Origin of the sequence: Pseudomonas koreensis, from assembly GCF_012986595.1 — a bacterium.
GTDB lineage: Bacteria > Pseudomonadota > Gammaproteobacteria > Pseudomonadales > Pseudomonadaceae > Aquipseudomonas > Aquipseudomonas koreensis.
In genome coordinates, this window is the sequence record NZ_JAAQYM010000002.1 from 403,051 (window position 1) to 417,801 (window position 14,751).

Annotated in this window: 9 protein-coding genes; 1 reads left to right on the forward strand and 8 read right to left on the reverse strand. The window is 60.6% G+C overall.

Features of this window, described 5'->3' with window-relative positions; translation table 11 throughout:
- Positions 1–75: 75 nt before the first annotated feature.
- Complete coding sequence (locus HBN98_RS07005) at positions 76–1,296, reverse strand: aspartate aminotransferase family protein (RefSeq protein WP_083368153.1); 1,221 nt, start codon at positions 1,294–1,296, stop codon at positions 76–78.
- A gap of 309 nt (positions 1,297–1,605) precedes the next feature.
- On the opposite strand from HBN98_RS07005, the gene HBN98_RS07010 reads away from it, so the two are divergent.
- Positions 1,606–6,618, forward strand: a complete 5,013-nt coding sequence (locus HBN98_RS07010; protein WP_083368152.1) for a dermonecrotic toxin domain-containing protein — start codon at positions 1,606–1,608, stop codon at positions 6,616–6,618.
- Between the two features lie 6 nt (positions 6,619–6,624).
- Here HBN98_RS07010 and argR read toward each other — a convergent pair whose 3' ends face one another.
- From argR to acs, 7 genes are all read right to left on the reverse strand, one after another.
- A complete protein-coding gene (gene argR, locus HBN98_RS07015) occupies positions 6,625–7,617 on the reverse strand; it encodes a transcriptional regulator ArgR (RefSeq protein WP_083368151.1) in 993 nt (330 codons plus the stop codon).
- A gap of 243 nt (positions 7,618–7,860) precedes the next feature.
- Positions 7,861–8,625 carry an ABC transporter ATP-binding protein gene (locus HBN98_RS07020; protein ID WP_003227281.1) on the reverse strand — a complete coding sequence of 255 codons (765 nt, stop codon included), beginning with the start codon at positions 8,623–8,625 and terminating at the stop codon, positions 7,861–7,863.
- A gap of 27 nt (positions 8,626–8,652) precedes the next feature.
- Entirely contained in the window at positions 8,653–9,765 is a 1,113-nt protein-coding gene (locus HBN98_RS07025) for a M14 family metallopeptidase (RefSeq protein WP_064588784.1), read from the reverse strand.
- Between the two features lies 1 nt (position 9,766).
- The gene (locus HBN98_RS07030; protein ID WP_064588785.1) at positions 9,767–10,465 is read right to left on the reverse strand and encodes an ABC transporter permease; all 699 of its coding nucleotides are present in this window, start codon (positions 10,463–10,465) and stop codon (positions 9,767–9,769) included.
- On the reverse strand, positions 10,462–11,151 hold the full coding sequence (locus tag HBN98_RS07035) for an ABC transporter permease (protein WP_003227287.1): 690 nt from the start codon (positions 11,149–11,151) through the stop codon (positions 10,462–10,464). The genes HBN98_RS07030 and HBN98_RS07035 overlap by 4 nt, the downstream gene beginning before the upstream one ends.
- A gap of 91 nt (positions 11,152–11,242) precedes the next feature.
- Positions 11,243–12,019, reverse strand: a complete 777-nt coding sequence (locus HBN98_RS07040) for an ABC transporter substrate-binding protein (protein ID WP_064588786.1) — start codon at positions 12,017–12,019, stop codon at positions 11,243–11,245.
- 724 nt (positions 12,020–12,743) lie between these two features.
- Positions 12,744–14,699 (reverse strand): acetate--CoA ligase, encoded by a 1,956-nt coding sequence (acs, locus tag HBN98_RS07045; protein WP_047599664.1) that lies wholly within the window; start codon positions 14,697–14,699, stop codon positions 12,744–12,746.
- Between the last annotated feature and the right edge of the window lie 52 nt (positions 14,700–14,751).

Consider the following 14,751-nt stretch of genomic DNA (forward strand, 5'->3'; position numbering starts at 1 on the left):
CGCTCCCACAATGGAACTCGCCCGGTATCAAAAATTGGGTTCGACGCCCGAAAAGCTCGGGCGTCGAAGGATCTATCAGACTTGCGTCAGTGCAGCAGCTGCGCGTTCGAAGCGGTCCAGACCGGCATCAATATCGGCATCTTCCACCACCAGGCTCGGGGCGAAACGGATCACGTCCGGGCCAGCCTGCAGAATCATCAGGCCTTCTTTTTCAGCAGCGTTGAAGATGTCCTTGGCCTTGCCTTTCCAGGCTTCGCTCAGCACGCAACCGATCAACAGACCGAGACCGCGCACCTGAGTGAACAGGCCGAATTTCTCGCCGATCTGCTGCAGGCGGGTCTTGAACTTGTCGTGCTTGGCGTTGACGCCGTTCAGCACCTCAGGGGTGTTGATCACGTCGATCACCGCTCCAGCCACCGCGCACGCCAGCGGGTTGCCGCCGTAAGTGGTGCCGTGGGTGCCGACGACCAGATGCTTGGCCAGTGCTTCGGTGGTCAGCATGGCCGCGATCGGGAAACCGCCGCCCAGGCTCTTGGCGCTGGTCAGGATGTCCGGGGTCACGCCGTAATGCTGGTAGGCGAACAGGTGGCCAGTGCGGCCCATGCCGGTTTGCACTTCGTCGAACACCAGCAACGCGTTGTGCGCGTCGCACAGTTCACGGGCACCTTGCAGGTAAGCCAGTTCGGCCGGCAGCACGCCGCCCTCACCCTGGATCGGTTCCAGCACGACCGCACAGGTCTTGTCGGAAACGGCCGCTTTCAGCGCCGCCAGGTCGTTGTAAGGAACGTGGGTGATACCGGTGATTTTCGGACCGAAACCGTCGGAGTACTTCGACTGGCCACCGACGTTAACCGTGAACAGGGTACGGCCGTGGAAGCTGTTGAGCGCGGCGATGATCTCGTATTTTTCGCTGCCGAAACGATCGAACGCCACACGACGGGCCAGCTTGAACGCGGCCTCGTTCGCTTCAGCGCCGGAGTTGCAGAAGAACACCCGCTCGGCGAACGTGGCGTCGATCAGCTTGTGCGCCAGACGCAGGGCCGGTTCGTTGGTGAACACGTTGGACACGTGCCACAGCTTGTTCGCTTGCTCGGTCAGTGCACCAACCAGCGCCGGATGCGCGTGGCCCAATACGTTGACGGCAATCCCGCCGGCGAAGTCGATCAGCTCGCGGCCGCTCTGGTCCCAGACACGGGAACCGGCGCCACGCACCGGAATGAAAGCGGCAGGCGCGTAGTTGGGAACCATTACCTGGTCGAAATCGGCGCGTTCTACCGCAGCGTGCTCAACGGACATCGGAGTCTCCTGATGAGGGCCACCCGCCTGAAACTGGCGAGCGATGGGGGGATTGTAAGGACAGTTTTCAGCCCGGCCTTGTCGCCAAGCGACAACTTCTTATAGCGCAAACCCCGGATTTTCCCGGGTTTACGGCAATGCGACATATAGCGTCGCAAAGGCGCAGTTTAACTGGCGGCAAGGGTTTGCGTCAGACCTGCTGCTTTGTAACCCAAGACGATTTTTCAAGTGCGGTATATATGTACCGCACGCGGTCGACTTTCTCGGGTTCTCCTAGGGGGACTTTCCAATTCGACGGCTACTTCCTGAATGAACAACGAAGCAATCGACTCCGACCCGTTCCACGACCTGAAACCCGACACGCACTACTCGCCGCTGATCGATAGCATTCCGGACTGGTTACGCCAGTCCGCGCCCCACAGACGCTTGGCGCTGAGGATCAGCGCACCGCAACTGCCAGCTTCGCTCAACGGCGCAACAGCGGACCAGCACGCCAGGATGAAAAAGCTGATCGCCCGACATGCAACCCGTCAAAACCGACTGGATGAGACCCTGGCCCGGCTGCAGAACCCCGGTGATTTCGCCGCGCCCTTGCTTGAAACCGCGATCCAGGACCGCTTCGGCCTGACGCTCGACGTTCGCCAGATCTGGCTGCGCCTGTACATCCCGACCCATCTGCCCTGGCTGCGCATGAAGTCGGGGGGCGCGCGCACCTGGAGCGTGTCGTTGCTGGACGCTGCCCTGCACAACTTCGAAACCTGCGAAACCCAACCGCAGGCCTTCGAATCAGACTCGAGCTACATAGCCGCACCGCATTGCAGCGACCAGTTCAGCACGCTGACGCACATTGCCGACTCGATGCCCATCACCGGGTTTACCCAACTGTGCCGCGAACTGGACATCGGCCGGCAATACCGCGAGTACCTGGAAGACAACCTGGGTATCAGCAATCCGGTGGCGGCGGCGCTCCTTCGATCAAAAGCCCATGAGAGCCAGCGAGCCGCACTGGATGCCGCCCTGCACATGGCGCAGATGCAAAAACTGCTGAGCGCCGACAGCCATCGGCAGATTCTCGACCGGCTCGATGATCGAGCCAGCTCCGACCTGCGCAGCTACGACCTGAGCCTGCTGAATGCCCGCCTCACCGGCCTGCTGTTGTTTGCTCCGGACCTGGAGAGCACGGCAGAAGTGCACAAAGTTGTCGCCTACCTGCCCGATGACCCGGCCCACCCGATCAAGGAATACCCTTCGTCTGCTGCGTTCGCCGAGGAGCTGACCCGACGTTTGCGCGAGCCGGACTATCAGATGTTCTTCAGTCGCTTCATTGATCATGCCGACCGCGGACAGTTTTTTGCGCAACTGAACAACCAGCTCGCGCCGCTGACCTGGCATGCCACACAGTCGGGGGATTCACGTCCGTCCTGGCGGGAACAGTCCAACCCGCGCCCGTCGCTGCGAATCAATGCCAGCGTCATTCCAGGCAACCTGCTGACTCACCTCTATCAACGCAAACTCGACAAGATTCTCAACGATGCGCGAGTCCTCGCGGTCTCCACCGCCACCGTCGATCAGCAAGCACGCTGGGCGCTGTGGGATTCCTTCACTGAAATAGCCTCGACGCTGCTGAATATCGCCGCGTTCATTGCGCTGCCCTTCGTACCGTTCCTGGGCGAGCTGATGCTGGCGTACACCGCCTACCAATTGCTCGACGACACCTTTGAGGGCGTCATCGACTGGGCTGAAGGCCAAGGCCGGGAAGCCATCGGGCACTTCGTCGCAGTGGTTGATTCAGCGGTACAACTGGGCACCTTCGCCGTGGGAGGCACGATCGTTGCCGGCGAGCTGCGCGCGCACCTGCCAAACGCCAGCCGCCAATTCTTCGAACGTTTCAATCCGGTGAAACGCCCCGACGGCGCCACTCGCTATTGGCTGCCGGATCTCGAGCCTTATGAACAGTCGATCAAGCCTTCTGCCCAGGCCAAACCGGATGCACTAGGCCTGCATCAGCACCAGGGCAAAACACTGCTGCCCCTCGATGACAAGTGCTATGCCGTCACTCAGGACAGCCGCAACGGTCAATACCGTATCGAACATCCGAGCCGCCCCGAGGCTTATCAGCCGCGCCTGCAACACAACGACGCCGGAGCGTGGAAAACCGAGCTCGATACCCCCCTGAGCTGGGACCAGGCCACCTTGCTGAGCCGTAGCGGGCCAGATGTCCAGCGCGTGCCTGTGACCCAACGCGATCGGTTGCTGCTGATCAGCGGCAGCGATGAAAACGCCCTGCGCAAAGCGCACGTCAACCAGGAGCGTCTGCCGCCCCTGTTCGACGACACGCTCAAACGCTTCAACATTGATCAGGACATCCAGACCTTCATCGACCAGATGAACAGCGAACATCCGGACGAATACCTGCAAGCCGACCTTCGGACCCAGCTCGAACTGCTGCAGGAGAGCCGCCACTGGCCCAGAGGCCGAGGCCTGCGCCTGAGCGACGAGCTGGGTAACACACTCTGGCAAAGCAGCGCTCCCGAACTGCCCGTTCTAGAGTTGGTGGCGACCCGACTCGAGGGTGGCGACCTGCTGAAGACGCTGTTGACACTGTTGCCGGAAAGCGAAGCCAAGGCCTTGATGGGCGAACCGTTCGGTGCCCCGGCCCAGCGCCTGGAAGCCCGAACCCGGCGGCTGAGGCAGGCGTTGTCACAATTGGCGCGAGACCAACGCCAACACCTGTTCGATCAGCGCTATCGCCGACTGGAACAGGGCGCCGATGCCCTGACGCAAAAAGTCATGGATGCCGACGCACTGCCACGCAGCGTTGCCCAGGCTCTGCTAGACGGTGCGACCGACACCGAGCGCCAGCAACTCAAGCGCGGCACGCTGTCACCGCGCCTGACCGAGCAGGCCGCGGAGGCCGGATTGCAGGTGCGCCTGACACGTGCCTACGAAGGCCTTGAACTGCAATCGAGCGCCGACAACGCCGACACGCAAATACTTGCACTGCACACGCTGGAGCAGTTGCCCGGCTGGTCTGGGCAACTGCGAATCGAAGTACGCCACTATTCCCCCGACGGTGCACTGCTCGACAGCATCGGTGCCGCCGATGCACCGACGCGTAAAACCCTGGTGCTGCGCGCCGAGGGCGACCATCAGGCCTTTGACGATGCCGGGGCCGAGCTCAGCGGTGGCGAATCGTTTTACAACTGCCTGCTTCGGGCCATGCCTGACAGCGAGCGCTCAGCCTTGAATCTGCACATCGGCGAGGGCGAGAAGCTCAGGCTGTCGATCAGGGATAACGCGCTGGGCCGCGATGCCCTGCGTCCGCTTCTGGCAAACAAGCCAACCTACAAACCCGCTTACGATCCCACTGTCATGCGTCTGCTAGGCGGCACCGACGGCTACAATTTCATGCCGCAAAACACGCCGACCCTGACGCAGCGAGCCGGCGCGCTGTTTCCTCAGTTATCGCCCGGCCAGCTCGAATCGTTCGTCGATCGATTGCAACGTCACCCCTCCGGTCCTCGGGCAGAACTCACCCGGATGATGAATCAACACACGCAACTGCACAGCACCCTGAGCGCGTGGAGCGACGCGGTCCCGCAACAATTCCCGGTCACCGGGGTCGCGCTCACGCATGAGCAAATCGTCGTCCAGCGCTCCATCCGCCAGCGCCTCATGCACGACCTGATCAACCTCTGGCGCCTGCAGGAAACCATTCCGGACGCCGAGGAGTATTTCGTTGACTTCCGTTTTATTCAGCCGGTCATTGGCGAGTTGCCCGTGCTCGACAGCGAATTTACCTGCGTCAGACAGCTCACCCTCGAAGGGCACCCGGCAACGCGCGGCGTCCATGAGTTTCTGCGCAGTTTCACCGGCTTGCAGCGCATGGCTTTACGCAATTTCAACCTGGGACGTCTGCCGGAAAACCTTGTGCAGTCCTCACAAATCCAGGAGCTGATACTCAGTGAATGCGCCATCACCCTCACCCAGGAAAGCCACGCCGTGCTGGCGAACCTGACACGACTGACCACCCTGGATCTGTTCAAGAACCCGCTGGGCCTGGCGCCAAACGTCGAACACATGCCGGACCTGAATTACATCGATGTGTCGGAAACCGGACTCTCCAGCCTTCCTGCCGGACTGCTGACCCGGCCGCATCTGCGTACCGCCCTGCTCAATGACAACGCCATCGAACACCTGCCCGCCGAACTCTTCGAACTGCCCTCAAAGGTTCAGGAAGGGATCGACGCCGGCGGCAATCCGCTCGCCGTCAGCGACATGGAGCGCATCAAACGACACTTTTCCAGCACGCAAGTCGATTTCGGTGTGTCGGCCGCCGGTACCGACATTCAGCGAGCACAGGCGCTGTACCCGCTGATGGATCAAGAAGAGGCCAGTCATTTTGTCTATCTGTTGCCGGGCAATCTGGCCGAAGGACGTCAGGAGCTGACACGCCTGGAAGCTGAACTCGCCACCCTTGAAAGCGACCTCGCAGCCTGGACGGCCGACGTCCCGGCGCTTTACCCGCGCAGCCAGCAACCGTTCACCGCCCAGGAGCTGCAAATTGAACATTTGAGTCGGGATGAATTCAGGCAGCAGTTATTGCGCTGCTGGCGCCGGGAGGTCGAGTCGGATGACTTCAGTGACTTGATGCACCCGGGTTTCCAGTTGACTCTGGACACACAGGGGACCGGCCCACTGCCCCGGGTGAAAGCCGACTTCAGCCATGTATCGCTGATGTTCCTGGAAAGCAGCCACGGCCTTACCGGTGGCGTGTCGGGTTTTCTGGAAAGTTTCCCGAATCTGAAGGCTCTGACCCTGCGTCAGTTCGACCTGGACCACTTGCCTCCGGCCATTTTCACCATGGGCAAATTACGCTCACTGAACCTGGCCGATTGCTCGATCAGCCTGTCGCATAACACTGCGCTGGAACTGGCACAAATGAGTCAGCTGGAATTCATCGATCTGAGCAACAACCCCTTGGCCCGTACCCCCGATGTCAGCCAGATGTCTCAGCTGTCCAGCCTGTTGCTCGGCAACACCGGCATCAGCGAGTTGCCCTCCGGATTACGCCAGCTCGAGCACTTGCAGATGGTGGATTTGAGCAACAACGAAATCGTCGACGTGCCCCACGATATTCTGGAGTGGCCACGGGAGTTCAGCGAAAACATCGACCTGCAAGGCAACCCGTTTTCGCAAGCGAGCCTGCAACTGCTGATCAGCTACTTCAGGCTGACCAGCGTTGATTTTGGTATCGATGCCGTGATCGAGAACGCGGAACTGGAAGTGTCGTCCTCGGGAGAATCAGGCCCGGACGAGTAACCCGACTCAGCCGCGCTCGGGGGGCACCGACGACAGCTCGAACGGACTGCTGCTGCGCCGCTGGTTGCGATCTTCCCGCGGCGTGGCGCCGAAGAAGTTGCGGTAGGCGCTGGAGAAATGCGGACCCGAAGAGAAACCGCAGGACAGGCCGATCTGGATGATCGACTTGCTGGTTTGCATCAACATCTGCCGGGCCTTGTTCAGACGCAGTTCCAGGTAATACTGGCTCGGCACGCGGTTGAGGTATTGCTTGAAGATCCGCTCCAGTTGCCGACGGGACACGCACACATGCTGGGCGATTTCGTCGGTGGTCAGCGGTTCTTCGATGTTGGCTTCCATCAGCAGCACCGCCTGGGTGAGCTTCGGATGGCTGGAGCCGAGACGGTTCTGCAGCGGAATGCGCTGACGCTCGCCGCCCTCGCGGATGCGCTCGACCACCAGCTCTTCGGACACCGCACCGGCCAGTTCCGCACCGTGATCACGAGCCAGCACCGCCAACAGCAGGTCGAGCACCGACATGCCGCCACAGGCGGTCAACCGATCGCGGTCCCAATCGAACAGGTGACTGGTGGCGATGACTTTCGGGAAGCGCTCGGCGAAGTCATCCTGCCAACGCCAGTGCACCGCCGCACGGTAACCATCGAGCAAACCGAGTTGCGCCAATGGATAGACACCGGCCGACAGACCGCCGATCACGCAACCGGCACGCACCAGCTGCTTGAGCGCACTGCTGAGCGCCGGGGCCAGGGTGGTCGGCGGCTCGTCAGCGAGCAGGAACAGTTTCTGGAAATTTTCCAGCTTGCCGGTCCAGGCCTCGCCCGGCAGTTGCCAGGCACCGTCGGCTGCGGCGTCTGTCACGGCTTCGGCCTGCAGGAACGACAGCTCGTAAACCACCTCCGGGTGCACCCGCTGAGCAACACGCAAGGCCTCCTCCGCCAGCGCCAGCGTCAGAGCTTTAGTGCTGGGCCAAATCAGGAAACCAATTCGATGGGCAGTCATGGGCGGGCAATCCGAAACGAAGAACGGTGATGAAGGCATGGGCCAATGCTAGCCCGTAAATGAACGCAAATCTCGAAACCTGCGAAGCTCCCACTGTAGGAGCTGTCGAGTGAAACGACGCTGCGATCTTCTGATCTTCAAAAACAAGGGCAAAAGATCGCAGCCTTCGGCAGCTCCTACAGGGGATCGGAGCAAGTCTTCAGGTCGCGAAGCATGACCTAATTTGGTGCATAACGGCAGCGATTACTTGAGGCTACCCGACAGGAACTGCTGCAAACGCTCCGATTGCGGATTGACCAGCACTTCGCGCGGGTTGCCGCTTTCTTCCACAACACCTTTGTGCAGGAACACCAACTGGTTCGACACTTCACGGGCAAAGCCCATTTCGTGCGTGACCACGACCATGGTGCGACCTTCCTGGGCCAGCGCTTGCATCACCTTCAGCACGTCGCCAACCAGTTCCGGATCGAGGGCCGAGGTCGGTTCGTCGAACAGCATCACTTCCGGTTCCATCGCCAGTGCACGGGCGATGGCCACACGCTGCTGCTCGCCACCGGACATGTGCCCCGGGAATGCGTCTTTACGATGGGCCACGCCGACCTTGTTCAGGTAGTGCTCGGCTTTCTCGCGGGCTTCGGCCTTGGACACGCCCAGTACGTGGACTGGCGCCTCCATGATGTTTTCCAGCGCGGTCATGTGCGACCACAGGTTGAAGTGCTGGAACACCATCGACAGGCGCGAACGCATGCGTTGCAGCTGTTTCGGATCAGCGGCTTTCAGCGCGCCGTCCTTGTTCGCCACCAGTTTCAGCTCTTCGTTGTTGAGCAGGATCTTGCCCGCGTGCGGCTGCTCGAGCAGGTTGATGCAGCGCAGGAAAGTACTTTTGCCGGAGCCACTGGAGCCGATGATGCTGATCACATCGCCGGCTGCCGCTTTCAGGGACACGCCCTTGAGCACTTCGTGACTGCCATAGCGTTTATGCAGGTCTTGGACTTCAAGTTTGTACATGCGGTCGGTTCTCACAAAAACAGTCAGTCAGTCGTTGAGCAAGCGCCCGTGACGCAGCGCTTCGCGCCCCGCCACCTTGGCCAGCCAGAAACCGGGTTGGGCATAGCGCAGCCGTTCAATGGCAAACAGCACCCCGGAGGTACCAGCACACACCGTGCTGACCCGATCGGACACAGGATCGATCACTTCGAAAATCTCATCCCCGGCTTCGACCCACTCGCCGGGTTTACGCAAAAAGCTCACCACACCGGGATGCGGTGCCAACAGCAATTGCGTGCCTTCGAACGGCATGCCTTCACAGGCTTCGTGCGCCGGTTTCGGCCACTCACCGGTGATCAGGCCCTGCTCGGCGAGGAACGCCAGAATGCCTTCGGCCCACGCCAGCGCATCCGCGCGATCAGTATTGGCCTGACCGCCCAGCTCGACAGTGGTCGCCAGGCACGCCAGCGGAATCTGCGCGTCGGGGAACTGCCGCGACAGACGCAGCCACGGCAACGAACACGCCTCATCGAAGGAGCTGCCGCCGGAGTCTTCCGCCAGCAAGCCGACCTTCACGTTCAGGTGCGCGGCCAGCGAACGCCACTGCGGCCAGTGCTGCGGCAGCGCGTACATGTGCAGCGCGGCTTCAGCGTCGCAGTGCAAGTCCAGCACCACATCGGCGGTGCAGGCGTGGCTGAGCAAAACACGCTGCATGCCTTGCAACTGGCTGCTCGCTTCGGGCAATGCCGCCAGATGATCAGCCATGGCCTGACGGATCAGGCGAATGTTGGCGTGCGGATCGTCACCGAGGCTGTCGGCCAATGCCGCCGCAACCGGCGCGCTCAACTCGACGAAATCGCGGTTGAAGTTCTTGCCGCTGCCCGCCTCGAAACGCCCCTGGTGATTGCCTTGCAACAATTGGCCGAGGCCCAGCGGGTTGGCGACCGGCACCAGCTCGATCACACCGTTGAGCAGACCTTGGGCTTCGAGCTCGCCCAGGCGCTTTTTCAGCTCCCAGGCGGTGCGCATGCCCGGCAGTTCGTCAGCGTGCAGGCTGGCCTGGATGTAGGCCTTGCGCTCACCGCTGCCGAAGCGGAATACCGAGATCTTGCGCTCGCTGCCCAGGTGACTCCACGGCAATACGTGATCAATGCGTTCCATATCAGTGCTTCCGTGGCGCGAGGTAGCTCAGCCAGCGCCGCTCGGCCAGCTTGAACAGCTTCACCAGAATGAAGGTCAGGCACAGGTAGAACAGGCCGGCGGTGATGTACGCCTCGAACGGCAGGTAGTACTGCGCGTTGACGGTACGGGCTGCGCCGGTGATGTCGATCAGGGTCACGATGGACGCCAGACTGGTGGTCTGCAGCATCATGATCACTTCGTTGCTGTACTGCGGCAGCGCCCGGCGCAAGGCCGATGGCAACAGGATGCGCTTGTACAGTTTGAAGCGCGACATGCCCATGGCCTTGGCGGCTTCGATCTCACCGTTCGGCGTGGCCTTGAGGCTGCCGGCGATGATTTCGGCGGTGTAGGCGCTGGTGTTGATCGCGAAGGCCAGGCACGCACAGAACGTCGCGCTGGACAGCCACGGCCACAAGAAGCTTTCACGGACTGCTTCGAACTGCGCCAGACCGTAGTAGATCAGGAACAGTTGAACCAGCATCGGCGTGCCGCGAATCACGTAGGTGTACAGCCACGCAGCGCCGTTGACGATCGGGTTCTTGGAGACGCGCATCAGGCCCAGCGGTAATGCCGCCAACAGACCGAACAACAGCGAAAGCGCGAGCAGTTTGAGGGTGGTCAGCAGGCCGCCGAGGTACAGCGGCATGGCCTCCCAAATGACGTTGTAGTCGAAGATCATAGATCAGCCGCCCTTACGCCTACCGAGTAGCGCTTCTCAAGGTGACGCAGCGCCAGCAACGAGACACTGGTGATAACCAGGTACATCGCCGCCACTGCGAGGAAGAAGGTGAAAGGCTCGCGGGTGGCATCTGCCGCCTGCTTGGCCTTGAACATCATGTCTTGCAGACCGACCACCGAAATCAGCGCGGTGGCCTTGGTCAGAACCAGCCAGTTGTTGGTGAAGCCGGGAATCGCCAGGCGAATCATCTGCGGCACCATCACCCGGAAGAACACTTGAAAACTGCTCATGCCGTAGGCCATGCCGGCTTCGGCCTGGCCTTTCGGGATGGCCATGAAGGCGCCACGGAAGGTTTCCGACAGGTACGCACCAAAGATGAAACCGAGGGTGCCGATACCGGCGGCCAGCGGATTCAGGTCGATGTAGTCGTCATAGCCGAGCATCGGGGCGACGCGGTTGAGCAGGTCCTGACCGCCGTAGAAGATCAGCAGGATCAGCACCAGGTCGGGAATCCCGCGGATCACCGTGGAATACAGATCGCCCAGCCATGCCAGCCAGCGAATCGGCGACAGGCGCAACGCGACCCCGATCAGCCCGAGAACGATGGCCAGGGCCATGGACGACAAGGCGAGCTGAAGCGTCAGCCATGCGCCATCGAGGATGACAGCCCCGTAGCCTTTCAACATGATTCAGGTCCTCGAAAGTTGGGATGAAAAAATGGCGCAAACCGCAGAGATCCTGTTGCTTGCGCCATTTCTGACTTGTCGCAGAGACGTGTTACTTGCCGTAGATATCGAAGGCGAAGTATTTGTCCTGGATGGCTTTGTATTTGCCGTTTTCGCGGATGGCCGCGATGGCGGAGTTGATCTTGTCTTTCAGCGCGTCACCCTTGCGCACAGCGATGCCGACGCCGTCGCCGAAGTATTTGACGTCGGTGAACTGCGGGCCAACAAAGGCGAAGCCTTTGCCGGAATCAGTGTTCAGGAAGCCGTCCTGCAGCAGGGTGGCGTCCGCCACGGTACCGTCGAGGCGACCGGCGGCCACGTCGAGGTAGATTTCGTTCTGCGAGCCGTATGGCTTGATCTCGGCACCCAGCGGGGCGAGGACTTCGCGAGCGAAACGCTCGTGGATCGAACCACGTTGCACGCCGATGTTCTTGCCCTTGAGCTCAGACAGGTTGTCGCTGACAACGGTGCCTTGCTTCATGACCAGACGTGCCGGGGTGTTGTAGTACTTGTTGGTGAAGTCCACGGACTTCTTGCGGTCTTCAGTGATCGACATGGACGACAGGATCGCGTCGATCTTGCGCACTTTCAGTGCCGGGATCAGACCGTCGAACTCTTGCTCGACCCACACACACTTGACCTGCATCTGCTCGCACAGGGCGTTGCCGATGTCGTAGTCGAAACCGACGATGCTGCCATCCGGCGCTTTCGAGGCGAACGGAGGGTAAGCCGCTTCGATACCGATCTTCAGAGGTTTTTCATCAGCGAAGGAATTCAGCGACAGCACGGAGGACAGTGCCAGGGCGCCAAGCAGCACAAGTTTCTTCATCTTGGGACTCCATCGGTAAAGGGCAAAAACGGCAGAGTGAGCGACAGCCCAATATGCGAATGGGTGAATCGGGAAAGCGGCGCAGCATCGGTGGGAAATTTCCCATTGAAACCATCGGGGGTTTCAACGTCAGCCACGATGAGCGAGTGATCGGCATTCTAACGACAGGCCCGAAGCCGATATTTCTTCAATGCGACAACTAATTACAGATGCACAGAGAAACCCGCTTGAGCGCATTGACAGCCTTGCAAATTCATGCAAAAGCGAAAGACAGTGAACCGATCTATGCTGCAAATTGCGGGCCTATTATTCGCAAACCCTTCTAATCCGGCAAGCGCAGCGTTATGTCTTATTTTTCCCCGGGGCTTTGAGGCTCTAAAACGGGGCATTGCGTTTCCCTTCGCCCCGCTGCGGGGCGGGCGGTTACACATTTGGTGACGTGGAAGGTGCGCGGTAACAGCGGGAAATGTCTTACGCGGGAAATCGATAATTATTGGTTGGTGGGGTCTGCGTTCCGACAGCGGACTAGACGGGCGCCTGACAAATTGCCTTCGCGAGCAGGCTCGCTCCCACAGGGGTCTGCATCTTGTCTGAAGGTACTCGGTCAAACTGTGGGAGCGAGCCTGCTCGCGAAGAGGCCAGCCCAGACACCACAAAACCTCCAGACACAAAAAAGCCCCGCCCGGCAATCACCGGACAGGGCTCTTCAATGCATCAGACAGGCTTAAGCCACATTCATCGTCTTGTGCGTATCAATCAAATGCTGCACCACACCCGGATCCGCCAAGGTCGAGATATCCCCCAACCCGTCGTATTCCGCCGTAGCGATCTTGCGCAGAATCCGCCGCATGATCTTGCCCGAACGGGTCTTCGGCAGCCCCGGCGCCCACTGGATCACGTCCGGCGAAGCAATCGGGCCGATCTCTTTGCGCACCCAGTTCTTCAGTTCCAGGCGCAGTTGCTCGCTCGGCTCCTCGCCATTCTTCAGGGTGACGTAGACATAAATGCCCTGCCCCTTGATGTCGTGCGGCACACCGACCACCGCCGCTTCGGCGACTTTCGGGTGGGCGACCATCGCGCTTTCGATCTCGGCGGTGCCCATGCGGTGCCCGGACACGTTAAGCACGTCATCCACACGCCCGGTGATCCAGTAGTAACCATCGGCATCACGGCGCGCACCGTCACCGGTGAAGTACATGCCACGGAAGGTCTTGAAGTAGGTGTCGACGAAACGGTCGTGATCGCCATACAGGGTGCGCGCCTGACCCGGCCACGAATCGAGAATCACCAGATTGCCTTCGGCCTCGCCCTCGATGATGTTGCCGAGGTTGTCGACCAGCGCCGGCACCACACCGAAGAACGGACGCGCCGCCGAACCCGGCTTCAGCGCATGCGCACCTGGCAACGGGCTCATCATGTTGCCGCCGGTTTCGGTCTGCCACCAGGTATCGACGATCGGGCAACGCGACTTGCCGACATTCTTGTAATACCAGTCCCAGGCTTCCGGGTTGATCGGCTCGCCCACCGAACCGAGCAGACGCAGGCTGCTGCCATCCGCGCCTTCAACGGCGGCGGTGCCGGAGGCCATCATCGCGCGGATCGCGGTCGGTGCGGTGTAAAGGATATTGACCTTGTGCTTGTCGACGATTTTTGCCACCCGGGTGATGTCCGGATAGTTCGGCACGCCTTCGAACAGCAGGGTGGTCGCGCCATTGGCCAGCGGGCCGTAGACGATGTAGCTGTGACCGGTGACCCAGCCGACGTCGGCGGTGCACCAGTAGATTTCGCCCGGGCGGTAGTCGAACACACGCTCATGGGTCATCGCCGCATACAACAGATAACCACCGGTGGTGTGCTGCACGCCCTTCGGCTTGCCGGTGGAGCCGGAGGTGTAAAGGATGAACAACGCCTCTTCAGCGCCCATCTCTTTCGGCGCACACACGGTGCCCGCCACTTTCATCAAGTCTTCGTACCAGATGTCGCGATGCTGGTTCCACTTGATGTCACCACCGGTGCGCTTGCACACGATGACTTTCTGGATGCTGCTGGTTTCCGGGTTGGTCAGCGCGTCGTCGACGTTGGCCTTGAGGGAAATCTTCTTGCCGGCACGGATGCCTTCGTCAGCGGTGATCACGACTTTGGATTTGCAGTCGATGATCCGCCCCGCCAGCGCTTCCGGCGAGAAGCCGCCGAACACCACCGAGTGAATCGCGCCGATCCGGGTGCAGGCCAGCATGGCGACCACGGCTTCGGGGATCATCGGCATATAGATAGTCACCACGTCGCCGCGGTGCACGTCCTGACCACGCAGGGCGTTGGCCAGTTTGCAGACTTGTTCGTGCAGTTCGCGGTAAGTGATGTTGCGGCTTTCGGAAGGATCGTCGCCTTCCCAGATGATTGCGATCTGATCCCCGCGCTCGGCCAGGTGACGGTCGAGGCAGTTGTAGGAAACGTTCAGGGTGCCGTCGGCGAACCATTTGATGTCGACATGGTGATCGTCGAAGGAAGTCTGCTTCACCGTGGTGAAAGGCTTGATCCAGTCGAGACGCTTGGCTTGCTCGCGCCAGAAACCGTCAGGGTTGACGACCGACTGCTGGTACATGGCTTTGTAGGTCGCCTCGTCAGTCAGCGTATTGGCCAGAACCTCGGGACGAACGGGATACAGAGAAGCCGCACTCATCTTTCTTACCTCGGTGGAATAGTTGTTTTTGTATGACCCCGTTGTAGCCGGG